At 67.6% G+C, this 12,596-nt stretch carries 14 protein-coding genes; 5 read left to right on the forward strand and 9 right to left on the reverse strand.

Features of this window, described 5'->3' with window-relative positions:
• The first annotated feature begins 104 nt into the window (after positions 1 to 104).
• On the forward strand, positions 105 to 1,319 hold the full coding sequence (glgC, locus tag AU188_RS04340) for a glucose-1-phosphate adenylyltransferase (protein WP_059097869.1): 1,215 nt from the start codon (positions 105 to 107) through the stop codon (positions 1,317 to 1,319).
• On the opposite strand, the gene AU188_RS04345 is transcribed toward glgC, so the two are convergent.
• From AU188_RS04345 to AU188_RS04375, 7 genes are all read right to left on the reverse strand, one after another.
• Positions 1,316 to 1,927: a DUF4126 domain-containing protein gene (locus tag AU188_RS04345; RefSeq protein WP_059162506.1), complete on the reverse strand. Its 612-nt coding sequence runs from the start codon at positions 1,925 to 1,927 to the stop codon at positions 1,316 to 1,318. The genes glgC and AU188_RS04345 overlap by 4 nt on opposite strands.
• A gap of 51 nt (positions 1,928 to 1,978) precedes the next feature.
• Positions 1,979 to 2,653, reverse strand: a complete 675-nt coding sequence (locus tag AU188_RS04350; protein ID WP_059162631.1) for a methyltransferase family protein — start codon at positions 2,651 to 2,653, stop codon at positions 1,979 to 1,981.
• Positions 2,654 to 2,655: 2 nt separating this feature from the next.
• Positions 2,656 to 3,330, reverse strand: a complete 675-nt coding sequence (locus AU188_RS04355) for a methyltransferase family protein (RefSeq protein ID WP_059162507.1) — start codon at positions 3,328 to 3,330, stop codon at positions 2,656 to 2,658.
• Positions 3,331 to 3,345: 15 nt separating this feature from the next.
• Positions 3,346 to 4,962 (reverse strand): ABC transporter permease, encoded by a 1,617-nt coding sequence (locus tag AU188_RS04360; protein WP_059162508.1) that lies wholly within the window; start codon positions 4,960 to 4,962, stop codon positions 3,346 to 3,348.
• Entirely contained in the window at positions 4,959 to 5,897 is a 939-nt protein-coding gene (locus tag AU188_RS04365) for an ABC transporter ATP-binding protein (RefSeq protein ID WP_059162509.1), read from the reverse strand. Before AU188_RS04365 ends, AU188_RS04360 begins: the two co-directional genes overlap by 4 nt.
• Positions 5,860 to 6,558: a TetR/AcrR family transcriptional regulator gene (locus AU188_RS04370; RefSeq protein WP_059162510.1), complete on the reverse strand. Its 699-nt coding sequence runs from the start codon at positions 6,556 to 6,558 to the stop codon at positions 5,860 to 5,862. Before AU188_RS04370 ends, AU188_RS04365 begins: the two co-directional genes overlap by 38 nt.
• A gap of 119 nt (positions 6,559 to 6,677) precedes the next feature.
• Complete coding sequence (locus AU188_RS04375) at positions 6,678 to 7,337, reverse strand: O-methyltransferase (protein ID WP_059162511.1); 660 nt, start codon at positions 7,335 to 7,337, stop codon at positions 6,678 to 6,680.
• Between the two features lie 175 nt (positions 7,338 to 7,512).
• On the opposite strand from AU188_RS04375, the gene sigE reads away from it, so the two are divergent.
• From sigE to tatB, 4 genes are all read left to right on the forward strand, one after another.
• Positions 7,513 to 8,283 (forward strand): RNA polymerase sigma factor SigE, encoded by a 771-nt coding sequence (sigE, locus tag AU188_RS04380; RefSeq protein ID WP_059162512.1) that lies wholly within the window; start codon positions 7,513 to 7,515, stop codon positions 8,281 to 8,283.
• Positions 8,284 to 8,358: 75 nt separating this feature from the next.
• A complete protein-coding gene (gene rseA / locus AU188_RS04385) occupies positions 8,359 to 8,754 on the forward strand; it encodes an anti-sigma E factor RseA (protein ID WP_059162513.1) in 396 nt (131 codons plus the stop codon).
• Between the two features lie 69 nt (positions 8,755 to 8,823).
• The gene (htrA, locus tag AU188_RS04390) at positions 8,824 to 10,314 is read left to right on the forward strand and encodes a serine protease HtrA (RefSeq protein WP_059162514.1); all 1,491 of its coding nucleotides are present in this window, start codon (positions 8,824 to 8,826) and stop codon (positions 10,312 to 10,314) included.
• 3 nt (positions 10,315 to 10,317) lie between these two features.
• On the forward strand, positions 10,318 to 10,725 hold the full coding sequence (tatB, locus tag AU188_RS04395) for a Sec-independent protein translocase protein TatB (RefSeq protein WP_059162515.1): 408 nt from the start codon (positions 10,318 to 10,320) through the stop codon (positions 10,723 to 10,725).
• 16 nt (positions 10,726 to 10,741) lie between these two features.
• Here the strand turns inward: tatB and AU188_RS04400 are convergent, their stop codons facing one another.
• Positions 10,742 to 11,371 (reverse strand): VldE C-terminal domain-containing protein, encoded by a 630-nt coding sequence (locus AU188_RS04400; protein WP_172799397.1) that lies wholly within the window; start codon positions 11,369 to 11,371, stop codon positions 10,742 to 10,744.
• A gap of 76 nt (positions 11,372 to 11,447) precedes the next feature.
• The gene (locus AU188_RS04405) at positions 11,448 to 12,590 is read right to left on the reverse strand and encodes an Mrp/NBP35 family ATP-binding protein (RefSeq protein WP_059162516.1); all 1,143 of its coding nucleotides are present in this window, start codon (positions 12,588 to 12,590) and stop codon (positions 11,448 to 11,450) included.
• Between the last annotated feature and the right edge of the window lie 6 nt (positions 12,591 to 12,596).

Consider the following 12,596-nt stretch of genomic DNA (forward strand, 5'->3'; position numbering starts at 1 on the left):
TAGTTACGGCGGCGGGCCACCGCAGGCTTGTGTCGAGCCCGCGAGTGACTGACTCAGCGCACCAATGCCTGGCCCCGGACAGACCCGGCCGATAGGTTTGAGGGATGAGGGAATTGCCACACGTGCTGGGCATCGTCCTGGCCGGCGGTGAGGGCAAGCGGCTCTACCCGTTGACCGCGGATCGGGCCAAGCCCGCTGTTCCCTTCGGCGGCGCCTACCGGCTCATCGATTTCGTGCTGTCGAATCTGGTCAACGCGCGATATCTGCGCATCTGCGTGCTGACGCAATACAAGTCGCATTCGCTCGACCGGCACATCTCGCAGAATTGGCGGCTTTCGGGCCTCGCCGGCGAATACATCACGCCCGTGCCCGCTCAGCAGCGGCTCGGCCCGCGGTGGTACACCGGCTCCGCCGATGCGATCTATCAGTCGCTCAACCTCATCTACGACGAGGACCCGGACTACATCGTGGTGTTCGGCGCCGACCACGTCTACCGCATGGACCCCGAGCAGATGGTCCAGTTCCACATCGAGAGCGGTGCGGGTGCGACGGTCGCGGGCATCCGGGTGCCTCGCGCGGAGGCCACCGCGTTCGGCTGCATCGACTCCGACGAGTCCGGGCGGATCCGCGGGTTCATCGAGAAGCCCGCCGACCCGCCGGGCACGCCCGACGATCCCGAGCAGACGTTCGTGTCGATGGGCAACTACATCTTCACCACCAAGGTGCTCATCGACGCGATCCGCGCCGACGCCGACGACGACCACTCGGACCACGACATGGGCGGCGACATCATCCCGCGACTGGTCGCCGATGGGATGGCGGCGGTGTACGACTTCAGCAACAACGAGGTGCCCGGCGCGACGGAACGCGATCACGGCTACTGGCGCGACGTCGGAACCCTTGACGCGTTCTACGACGCACACATGGACCTGGTGTCGGTGCACCCGGTGTTCAACCTCTACAACAAGCGCTGGCCCATCCGTGGCGAGTCGGAGATGCTCGCGCCGGCGAAGTTCGTCAACGGCGGCTCCGCGCAGGAGTCGGTGGTGGGCGCGGGCAGCATCGTTTCGGCGGCGTCCGTGCGTAATTCGGTGTTGTCGTCAAACGTCGTCGTCGATGACGGAGCGATCGTCGAAGGCAGCGTGATCATGCCCGGCGCCCGGATCGGCCGTGGCGCGGTGGTGCGCCACGCGATCCTCGACAAGAACGTCGTCGTCGGCCCGGGCGAAATGGTCGGGGTGGATCTGGACAAGGATCGCGAACGGTTCGCGATCAGCGCCGGGGGAGTGGTCGCGGTCGGCAAGGGCGTCTGGATCTAATCCCCTGGCCGCGCTGTGGGCCCAAGCGCGGCGCGACGGGCGCGGCGTCGCCGGCGCACCAGTCGGACCGCCGCCCACACCAGCAGCGCCACGGCCACCAGCACCAGCACCGGCAGCACGATCGCCAGAAAGACCAGGCCGACGCTCACGCCGTCCTCGACGGTGCTGAGCACCGGCGCCGCGACACCCGCGGTGGCGACGTTGGCGGCGGGTCGCACCGCGGATTTCGTCAGCGACACGGCCAGGGCCACGACCACCCCGATGGCCACCGGTATCCACTGCCCGGACTGCGCGAACGCGCCGGGATCGGCGACCGCAGAGGTCTGTGCGGCGGTGCCGGATCCGAATACGATGCCGCCGGCCGTCGGTCGCACGAAGGTCTGGATGGCGTCGTTGACGCTGTCGAGGGCGGGGATCTTGTCGGCGACGATCTCGATCGCCAGCAACACCGCGACGATCGTCATCACCCAGCCGTTCTCGAGCCAGGCCCAGCCACCCGGCAGCGTGACCAGGTCGGTGAACCGCGACAGCAGGCCGAGCGCCAGCAGCGGGATGTAGGCGTTGAGTCCCGCGGCGGTGGCCAGTCCCAGGCCGGTCAGCAGTTCCACAGCGGCATTATGAGCCGGTGCTTCCGCTTGCGCCGGGCGGACCACGAAACTTCACCAGACGTAGGGCAGCAATCGGTAGCGCACCTTTTGCGTGTACTCGCGGTAGCCGGCCAGGTCGCGTGTGAGTAGAGCCTCCTCGTCGCCGATTCGAAGAACGAGGATCGCGAGGCCGACGGGCACGAACACCAAACCCCACCAGGAGCCCAGAGCGAGCGGCACGCCGGTCATCAGGACCACATTGCCGAAGTACATCGGGTGCCGGACGAACCCATACCAACCGGTGGACGACAGCTGTTGACCCGACTCGACGGTGACATTGGCTGCGGCGTAACCATTTTGGATGGTCACCAGCATCGCGATGGTGAGTCCGCCTGCGACGAGGACAAGTCCAACCACCGAAACGACGGCGGGCACCGACGACCAACCGAAGCGGAAGTCCAGCGCGCTCACCGCGATCATGGCGGCCATCGAGATGAAGGCGATGGCGATGATGAGTTTCTGCAGCGGTCGTGTCTCAGCTTGCGGGCCCGCTTGCATGCGTCGACGCAGCGCCGCCGGATTCCGTTTCGCCAGATAGCCGCTCGGTATCAGGGTGGCCGTGGCGAACACCGCAATGAACGCCCAACCGCGCCAGTAGTCGAACGTACCCGCGGGCCCGAACACCAGAAGGCCGAACACGACGAAGCCGGCAAGAGACGTAACTAATGCCTGGGCAGCGGTTTTCATCGTCACCACACCCCCGGCACCAGGCGGTAGTGCACTTTCTCGGTGTACTCGCTGTACCCGTCGAGTTCCTCTCGCAACGCCTTCTCCTCGTCGGTGATACGGGCCGCGAAGACGAGGATGCCCGGAATCACCATGAGCAAGCCCCAGTACGAGGCCAGGGCAAGTGGCATGCCCAACGTCATGATCAGCGCCCCGGCGTACATCGGGTGCCGCACAACGCCGTACAGACCCGTGGACACGACCGGTTGCTCGTCCTCGACGGTGATCGTCGCTGCGGCATAGTTGTTCTGGATCACCACCAGCTCCGACAACCCCAGGCCGGCCAGTACCAGTATGTTGCCGATCACGACAACCGCCGTCGGCACCGTCGACCAACCGAAGCGGTAGTCAAGGGCACTGAGGACGCCGAGGGCGACAACCGACACGATGATGCCGACCGTGATCAGCTTTTGCGCCGTTCGGGTCTCCGCCCAGGGCCCTGATGTCATGCGCCGCCGCAAGGCGTCGGGATACTTCACCGCCAGGTACACGGTCGGCACCATGGCGCCGACGAGGAAAACGGCGATGAAAACCCATGCCTGCCAATAGTCGAACGTGCCTGCGGGCAAGAACAGCACCGCACCCATGAACAGGATTGCCCCGAGCGTCGACGCCAGTAGTTGAAGAGCGACCTTCACGGTTCCTCCTAGTCCTCAGACCACGTCGCGCCGGCGGTACAACGCGCCCGCGAGCAACGTCAATGCCCCTGCGACGACGACCATCACGGCCAGCGCGGTGACCGGGTAGTCCATCGGCGCGGTGGTGCGCCCGACCGGCGAGAGGTCGATCAGCCATTGCGGCAAGCGCAACAGCGCCCCCAGGTACAGCGAGGTGACGACGAAAGCCACCGCCAGCCAGCCGATCCAGGGTCGCCGCACCGCGACGGCGACCGCGGCGATCCCGGCCATCACCGCCATGGCGGGCACGAAGGCCAACCCGGCCAGGGTCAGCCGCAGCACGGTGGCCGGTTCACCGACCGTGATGCCCGCGCCCAGCCCGTTGCCGAGACCCGCGGCCAACATCAGCACGGTCGAGCCCAGCAGCGCCGAGCCGACCGCCGTCGACAGCCAGCGCCACCGCGACACCGAGCCGGCCAACACCGCCTCGCCGAACCCCTTGTCCTCGTCTGCGTGCACCCGCAGCACCGCGCCGACGACGTATGCGCTCGCCGCCGCCGCGAGGAACTGCGTCATGGTGGTGTGGACGCTGTCGGTGCCCTGCTGAGCGATGACCCGCTGGATCATCTCGTTGTTCTCCGCCGCGTCCAACAGCGATTTCGTCATCGACCCGAATGCAAGTCCGCCCAGGAACAGTCCGATCGTCCAGCCGACGGTCTGGCCACGTTGCAGCGTCATGTGCAGGGCCAGCACGCCCGTGATCGGACGGGCGTCGGGGTGCTCGCCGGTGGACGGCAGGGTGCCGTCGTCGTACTGGCGTCGGCTCTCCAGCACGGCGGTCAGCGCCATCAGGGCCACGGTCAATGCGACCAGCAGGGCGAACGGCCACCACCGCAGGTCGACGAAGGCGCGCATCTGCTGTGCCCACGCGACCGGCGAGAACCAACTCAGCACGCTGCCGGAGTTGTCGATGACGTCGCCGATGCCGCGCACCAGCGCAGCGACCGCCAGCGCCGCCATCGCCGCACCGGTCGCGGTGCGCGCCTGTCGCCACAGCTGCGCGGTGACGGCGGCCACCGCGCCGAACACCATGGCCACCCCGGTGACACCGAGGCACATCGCCGCGGTGTCGACGAGGCCAAAGCCGGTGGCCGCCATCGCCAGAGTCATCGTCACCGCCAGCACGGCGTTGACCGCACCGACGAGGATCAGCGCGGCCGCGGTGCGGGCATAGCGGCCGACGACCGACGACAACACCAACTCCGCTGCGCCGCTTTCCTCCTCGGCGCGGGTATGACGAATGACGGTGAGAATGGCGAGGATCGACGTCGCGATGATCAATGTCAGCATCAGCTCGTTGGCCATCATCGCGCCGAGGTCGGTCTCGTTGCTGCCGAACATCGGCCCGCCCATCATGATCCCGGCGGGGGTCTTCATCAGGTCGACCCGGGCAAGGCGTTGCGCCTCTTCGGGGTAGGCCAGCTTTATCGCACCCGGCGCGTAAACCATCAGCGACGTCAGCATCGCTATCCAGACACCGAGCCGGACCCGGTCGCGGTGTAGTGCGAGTCGCAGCAGCTTGGCGGTTCCGGTCCACGCGCCGCTAGCCGTGCCGTGCCGCGTCGTGGCCGGTGCGTCGACCGTGGCGGTCATCGGTCGACCCCCTGATACTCGCGCAGGAACATGTCCTCCAGCGAAGCCGGCGTGACCGTTAGGTCGATGATCCCGAGATCGCTGACGAAGGCCATGGCGTGGTCGAGGTCGTTGCGGTCGACCGAGAAGACGTAATGGCCGTCCCTGACCGCGAAGTCGTGGACGAAGGGCGCGCCGCGCAGCCGCTGGCCGTCGTGGCGGGTGCGTAATGTCACGGTCGTGCGCATCAGGTGGCGCAGCTCGTCGAGGGCGCCGGCGCGCACGGTGCGGCCGGCGCGGATGATAGTGACGCTGTCGCAGAGCTTCTCGACCTCGGCCAGGATGTGGCTGGACAGCAACACCGCGGCACCGCGGTCGGCGACTTCACCGACACACTGCTGGAATGCTCTCTCCATCAACGGGTCCAGGCCGGATGTCGGCTCGTCGAGGATGTAGAGTTCGGCGTTGGTCGAGAACGCGGCGACGATGGCGACCTTCTGCCGGTTGCCCTTGGAGTAGGTGCGCGCCTTCTTGTGCGGGTCGAGTTCGAAGCGCTCGATCAGCTGATCCCGGCGGGTCGTGTCGACACCGTTGCCGCGGAGGTGGACCAGGAAGTCGATCGCCTGCAGGCCGGTCAGGTTGGGCCACAACGTCACATCGCCGGGGACGTAGGCGATGCGGCGATGCAACTCCACCGCGTCGTGCCACGGATCGCCGCCGAGCAGTCGCACCGCGCCGCGGTCTGCCCGCAGCAGGCCGAGCAGCACGCGGATCGTGGTCGACTTGCCCGCGCCGTTCGGTCCGAGAAAGCCGGTGATCTGACCTGGCGCGACGGTCAGATCCAATCCGTCGAGCGCCTTGGTCCGACCGAACGATTTTGTCAGACCACGGATTTCGACTGCCGGACCGCCGCCGGCGTCAACCCGCTGCAGGGGCTTGGCTGGTTGAGCCGTCATCGCCGTCTCCTTCTCGGGGTGTGCTGAACGGGATACCTTTTTCGCGCTGCTCGAGGAATGCGTCGTACATCTTCGAGTCGGTCATCAGGCCATTGGTGTAAAGCTCGAGCGCGGGCAGCATCATTTCTTCGGTGTAATCGCGAAGCACGGCACGCAAATCGCTCGGATTTTCGTGCATCTGCAGATACAGCAGCAGGCCGCCGCCGCCGACCAGGCCGAGGAATTTCGCCCTGGCCTTCGGGTCGTGGCTCGGCTTGAGGGCTCCCGTGCGGACACCCTCCTCCAGGTATTGCTCGGCGTTGTCGATCATGCGCTGCCAGAACGCCTTCGCGAGTTCGGTACCCGACTGCATGCTGCGCATCAGGTAGGCGATCATCGGCGCGAATTCCTCGATTTCGGCTACCTGGCCGAGCCACGTCGCGGGGTCGGCGTTGCGCATTGAGTCGGTCTTGACCTGGCGCACCTGCTCGGCGATGTGGTCGTCGCACGCCTTGCGCAGGCGTTCCTTGGAGCCGAAGTGGTGGATGACCAGCGCCGCCGACACCCCAGCTGCCTCGGCGATCGTCCGCAGTCCGACGTTGAACCCGTGCTCGCCCCACTGCTCGATCGCGGCGTCGCGGATCCGCGCCGCGGCCGTTCGGTCGTTCGAAGCTGAACGCATGTTCAGTATGCTAAACGCGCGTTCAGTCACCGGTCAAGGGTGATGAGCGCGAGCAGCCGCAAATTGTCCAAAAAGTGACCCGAAAAGGGGCAGTTCACGTCTGCTCGGCGAAGGAGTGCTCAGTCGCGGGCGGCCGCGAGCAGGCCATCACCCAGCGGCACCAGCACCGGGGTGAGCCGCTCGTCCTCGGCGATCAGCCGAGCAGCCTCGCGCACCGCCGTGACCTCGGCGTCGTTGGCGCTGGCGTCACCCGCGCGCCCGCCCAGCGCCGCGCGGTGCAGGACGATCGCCCCGCCCGGGCGCAGCAACCGGACGCCTTCGGCGACGAACTGCGGCTGATCCAACGGATCGGCGTCGACGAACACCAGGTCATAGGACTCGTCGGCGAGGCGGGTCAGCACCTCCTGGGCACGGCCGCTGATCAACCGGCTTCGTCCCGGCCCGATGCCGGCTTCGGTGAACGCCTGCTTGGCGATGCGTTGGTGTTCGGGTTCGACGTCGATCGTGGTCAGCACGCCGTCCTCGCGCATGCCCGACAGCAGCCAGAGGCCGCTGACCCCGGCGCCGGTGCCGACCTCGACGACGGCCTTGGCGGCGGTCAGCTTGGCGAACACGCAGAGCAACGCGCCCACCGCGGGGGACACGGCGCCGGCCCCGATGTCGACGGCGCGTTCGCGGGCGGCGGCGACGATGGCGTCCTCGGAGATGGACTGCTCGGCATGAGTGACGATGGCGTCGGCACGGCTGTGCGGTCCGATGACATCGTCGGTGCCGGCCATTCCCGCAGCGTAGCCAACCGGCACCGGCCAGCACCGCGACACGCCCGTTGCCGAACGTCGGATCGAGCAGAATTCGTGGGATTCGTGCAGGTCGAAAGTGGGTAGAGGAGCATTCTCAGGAAATGTTCAGTTTGCTCATATGCCAAGCACGGAACGGTCGGCGACGGTATGTCCCATGGAAAACGGCGGACGCTGGCTTTCAGGGCAGGAACCGGGGAATACCCATGTGGGTGTCCACGTTGCCGCCAATGACGAGTCGCCCAGCCGTGATGGCGGCTGTGACCAGGAGGATCTGACGACCATTTCAAGCGCCCCGACGGCTCCGGTTTCCATGGCCCACCTCGAGCAATTCGCGGACGGGGAGTGGGTCGAGCCCTCGGACGAACTGACCGGCACCGCGGTGTTCGACGCCACCGGTGACAAAGCGACGATGCCGTCGTGGGACGAACTGGTGCGCCAGCACGCCGATCGGGTGTACCGGCTGGCCTACCGCCTGGCGGGCAACCAGCACGACGCCGAGGACCTGACCCAGGAGACGTTCATCAGGGTGTTCCGGTCGTTGCAGAACTATCAGCCCGGCACGTTCGAGGGCTGGCTGCACCGCATCACCACGAACCTGTTCCTCGACATGGTTCGCAGGCGCGGCCGCATCCGCATGGAGGCGCTGCCCGAGGACTACGACCGCGTCCCCGCCGACGACCCGAACCCCGAGCAGATCTATCACGACTCGCGGCTCGGCCCCAATCTGCAGGCCGCGCTGGACTCACTGCCGCCGGAGTTCCGCGCCGCGGTCGTGCTGTGCGACATCGAGGGATTGTCCTACGAGGAGATCGGCGCCACGCTCGACGTCAAGCTGGGTACGGTGCGCAGCCGTATCCACCGCGGTCGGCAGGCACTTCGCGACTATCTGGCCAACCACAGCGAAATCTCGGCCCAGACGGCCTGAGGTTCGCGGCGTTCCGGACCCGCGCCGCGCTACATTCGAGTGAGCACCGTGACACGACGCGAGAGGAGCTGGGCGATGGTCGAGCCGGGACACGTGTTCCGTCGGGCCTTCTCATGGTTGCCCACTCAGTTCGCCTCCCAGAGTGATGCGCCGGTCGGGCCGCGGCAGTTCGGCTCCACCGAGCACTTGTCCACCGAGGCCATCGCCGCGTTCGTGGACGGCGAACTGCGACTGACTCCACATCTGCGTGCGGCCCACCACTTGTCGCTGTGCCCGCAGTGCGCAGCCGAGGTCGACGCCCAGCGGCAGGCCCGCGAGGCGTTGCGGGATTCGCGACCCGTCGTCGTGCCGAGCTCCCTGCTCGGCCTGTTGTCCGAGATCCCGCACCACGCTCCGCCGGAGCCGCCCGTCGAGACGCAGCGGTCACAGTTTGCTGACAGTGCAGAGCGTCCCCGGCGTAAGCGCCGGTAGGGTAAATGCGAAGACGAGCAGGGTTCTGCGCCGGCGATTGCGGGCGCCTTCACAGAGGGTGATATACGGGTGACCAATCTCGACCAGACCGGGCGTGAGCGCCTGGAGCCGCGTCCTGTCTCCCGTCCGCCCGTCGACCCGGCGGCGAAACGCGCATTCGGCAGGCCCGACGGGGTTCGAGGTTCGTTCGTGGGCCTGGAGAAGTATCGCGACCAAGGCGAGTTCACCCCGACGGACCAGCCGCCCGACCCCGTGTTGGCCGAGGCGTTCGGCAGGCCGTATGCCGGCGGTGACTCACTGCAGCGCCATCCCGCCGACGCGGGCGCGCTCGATGCCGAACGTGAGGCGCAGGAACCCGATGAGCCCGCCGATCCATGGCGCGATCCGTCCGCTCCGGCGGCCTTGGGCGCTCCGGCGGTGCACGAGCCGCCGCGCGCTCCGGCGAACGCGATGACCGGCAAGCTGGGCGTGCGCGACGTGTTGTTCGGCGGGCGGGTGTCCTACGTCGCGCTGGCCGTGCTCGCCATCGTCGCACTGGTGATCGGCTTCGCCGGCGGCTGGGTCGGCCGCAAGACCGCCGAGGTGGTCGAGGCGTTCACCACGTCGAAGGTCACGCTCAACACCTCCGACGACGGTCCGCCACCCGAAGGGCGGATCGCCAAAGTCGCTGCAGCCGTTGCCGATTCGGTGGTCACCGTGGAGGCGACCAGCGATCAGGAAGGCTCGCAGGGCTCCGGCGTCGTCATCGACGGCCGCGGTTACATCGTGACCAACAACCACGTGATTTCCGAGGCGGCAAACAACCCGAGCAAGTACAAGATGAAGATCGTCTTCAACGACGGCAAGGAAGTACCCGCCAACCTCGTCGGGCGCGACCCCAAGACTGATCTCGCCGTGCTGAAGGTCGACAACGTCGACAACCTGACCGTCGCGCAGATGGGTGACTCGGACAAGCTGCGCGTCGGCGACGAGGTGATCGCCGCGGGCGCCCCGCTGGGCCTGCGTAGCACCGTCACCGCGGGCATCATCAGCGCCTTGCACCGCCCGGTGCCGCTGTCGGGCGACGGCTCGGACACCGACACGGTGATCGACGGCCTGCAGACCGACGCGCCGATCAACCACGGCAACTCCGGCGGCCCGCTGATCGACATGAACGGCAACGTGATCGGCATCAACACCGCAGGCAAATCGCTTTCGGAAAGCGCCAGTGGTCTCGGGTTCGCTATCCCGGTCAACGAGGTCAAGGCGGTCGTCGACTCACTGATCCGCGACGGCAAGATCGCCCACCCGACGCTTGGCCTGACCGCCCGTTCGGTCAGCAACGACATCGCTTCGGGTGCGCAGGTGGCCAACGTCAAAGCCGGCAGCCCCGCGGAGAAGGCGGGCATCCTGGAGAACGACGTCGTGGTCAAGGTCGGCGATCGCACCGTGGCCGACGCCGACGAATTCGTCGTCGCGGTGCGTCAGCTGAAGATCGGCCAGGACGCGCCGATCGAGGTGATGCGCGACGGTCGGCGGGTGACGTTGACCGTCAACCCGGGTCCCGACAACACCGCCTAGCCGATGTTCGCCAACCTCGGCTGGGGCGAGATGCTGATCCTGGTGATCGCCGGTCTGGTGATCCTGGGGCCGGAGCGACTGCCCGGTGCGATCCGCTGGACGTCGGGCGCGCTGCGACAGGCCCGCGACTACATCAGCGGCGCCACCAGCCAACTGCGCGACGATCTCGGACCGGAGTTCGAGGACCTGCGTGAGCCGCTGGGCGAGCTCAACAAACTGCGGGGCATGAGCCCGCGCGCCGCGCTCACCAAGCATCTCCTCGACGGCGACGACTCCCTGTTCACCGGAAAGTTCGATCGAGCCGTCGACGACAAACCGGTCAGCCCACATGGGCCGACTCCCCAGGTACCGCAGGCCGCATCGGGCCAGCCGGAAACTTCCGCGACACCGTTCGACAGCGACGCGACCTAGCTCCGCGGCCGCGAGGTCAGATGAAGTACTGCTCGTCGCCGGTCGGGTATCCGCCGCCGTTGGTGGCGATGTGGATGTGGTCGAAGTGGTTGGCGGTCTCGTTGCCGTAGTCCGCCGTCCAACTCGGGGCGCCGACGCCGGGGTAGAAGCCCTGCCGCCAGATCACGTGGATCACGCCCCAGCGCTTCGCATTCGCCAACGCGTACCCGGCGATCTGGTTGCCGAGCGCGATGCCCTCCTCGCTGCCGTGGTTCGGGATCATCACGTCGATCGCCAAGCCGTTGGGATGCCACGGCAGCGGGTCCTGGCGGTGTCCGCCGATCGTAGTGACCTCGGGGAACAACACGCTGATGGCGCGGGCCACCCGGATCGTGTTGATCTGCAGACCATCTTCGGGCGCGACGCCGGCGGGCAGCGCGAACCGGGTCGCCGTGCTGGCGACCGGAGCGCTGGCTGCCATCAACTCGGCTTCGGTGAGAAGGGGTACCCGCGGCGGCGCACCGGCAGGCGCTGCTTCCTGACTCTCGGCCGGCGGTGCGGCGGCATTCTGCTTCGGTGGCTCTGCGGTCTGGGCGTAGAACAACGCGGCCGAAAGCGCGATCGAGGTCGCCAAGGCCAGCAACTTGCCGCGTCCGTTGGCTAACATCGCCCTACCCACGATCAGCACTTTAACGCCCGGCCCGACATGGTGTGACCTACTTCGATGCTCGGGACCGGAACCGCTATCGGCCGGCAGGGTCCAACCCCAGCGACATGCCCGCCAGCCCCCGTTTGCGACTGGACAGCGCATCGGCGACGCTGCGCAGCTCCTTGCCGGCGGCCGAGTCCGGCGCCGACAGCACCAGGGGGACACCGGAGTCGCCGGCTGCCACCAGAGCCGGGTCGAGCGGCACCTGGCCCAGCAACGGCACGTCGGCGCCGACCGCGCGCGACAGCCGCTCGGCGACCTGCTTGCCGCCGCCCTCGCCGAAGATCTGCATGGTCGTACCGTCGGGCAGCAGCAGCCCGGACATGTTCTCCACTACCCCGACGATGCGCTGACGGGTCTGCAGCGCGATCGCTCCGGCCCGCTCGGCCACCTCGGCTGCGGCCAGCTGCGGCGTCGTCACCACCAGGATCTCCGCGCCCGGGATCAACTGGGCCACCGAGATCGCGACGTCGCCCGTGCCCGGGGGCAGGTCGAGCAGCAGGACATCCAGATCGCCCCAGTACACATCGGCGAGGAACTGCTGCAGCGCCCGGTGCAGCATCGGCCCGCGCCACACCACCGGGGTGTTGCCTTGGGTGAACATCGCGATGGAAATGACACGCACGTCGTGGGCGACCGGCGGCAGGATCATCGACTCGACCTGAGTGGGCCGGTCGGTGGTGCCCATCATGCGCGGGACGGAATGCCCGTAGATATCGGCGTCCAGGACGCCGACCGACACCCCACGGGCGGCCATCGCCGCCGCCAGGTTCACGGTCACGCTGGACTTGCCCACACCGCCCTTGCCGGACGCCACCGCATAGACCCGGGTCAACGAGCCGGGTTGGGCGAACGGAATGACCGGCTCCCGCGCGTCGCCGCGTAGTTGCTTGCGCAATTCGGTGCGTTGTTCGTCGTTCATCACGTCGAGGCTGACGCGGACGGCGCCCGTGCCGGGGACGTCGGCGACCGCGCGGCTGACCTGATCGGAGATCTCGGTCTTCTTCGGGCACGCGGCAGTCGTCAGATACACCTCGACATGGACGGCGCTGTCGGGCTCGACGGTGACGTTCTTGACCATGCCCAGTTCGGTGATCGGCCGCCGCAGCTCGGGGTCGATCACCTTGGCCAACGCGCGACGAACCGCGGCTTCCAAGTCAGGGGGTGATTGAGACATCACCGC

Source organism: Mycobacterium sp. IS-3022, from assembly GCF_001500065.1.
Taxonomy (GTDB): domain Bacteria; phylum Actinomycetota; class Actinomycetes; order Mycobacteriales; family Mycobacteriaceae; genus Mycobacterium.

Coding starts and splice junctions, on each gene's coding strand:
- AU188_RS04370 (WP_059162510.1), bottom strand. CDS start 6,558: ATGCGTTCAGCTTCGAACGACCGAACGGCCGCGGCGCGGATCCGCGAC.
- AU188_RS04400 (WP_172799397.1), bottom strand. CDS start 11,371: ATGTTAGCCAACGGACGCGGCAAGTTGCTGGCCTTGGCGACCTCGATC.
- sigE (WP_059162512.1), top strand. CDS start 7,513: ATGGAAAACGGCGGACGCTGGCTTTCAGGGCAGGAACCGGGGAATACC.
- AU188_RS04375 (WP_059162511.1), bottom strand. CDS start 7,337: ATGGCCGGCACCGACGATGTCATCGGACCGCACAGCCGTGCCGACGCC.
- AU188_RS04365 (WP_059162509.1), bottom strand. CDS start 5,897: ATGACGGCTCAACCAGCCAAGCCCCTGCAGCGGGTTGACGCCGGCGGC.
- AU188_RS04360 (WP_059162508.1), bottom strand. CDS start 4,962: ATGACCGCCACGGTCGACGCACCGGCCACGACGCGGCACGGCACGGCT.
- glgC (WP_059097869.1), top strand. CDS start 105: ATGAGGGAATTGCCACACGTGCTGGGCATCGTCCTGGCCGGCGGTGAG.
- tatB (WP_059162515.1), top strand. CDS start 10,318: ATGTTCGCCAACCTCGGCTGGGGCGAGATGCTGATCCTGGTGATCGCC.
- AU188_RS04405 (WP_059162516.1), bottom strand. CDS start 12,590: ATGTCTCAATCACCCCCTGACTTGGAAGCCGCGGTTCGTCGCGCGTTG.
- rseA (WP_059162513.1), top strand. CDS start 8,359: ATGGTCGAGCCGGGACACGTGTTCCGTCGGGCCTTCTCATGGTTGCCC.
- AU188_RS04350 (WP_059162631.1), bottom strand. CDS start 2,653: ATGAAAACCGCTGCCCAGGCATTAGTTACGTCTCTTGCCGGCTTCGTC.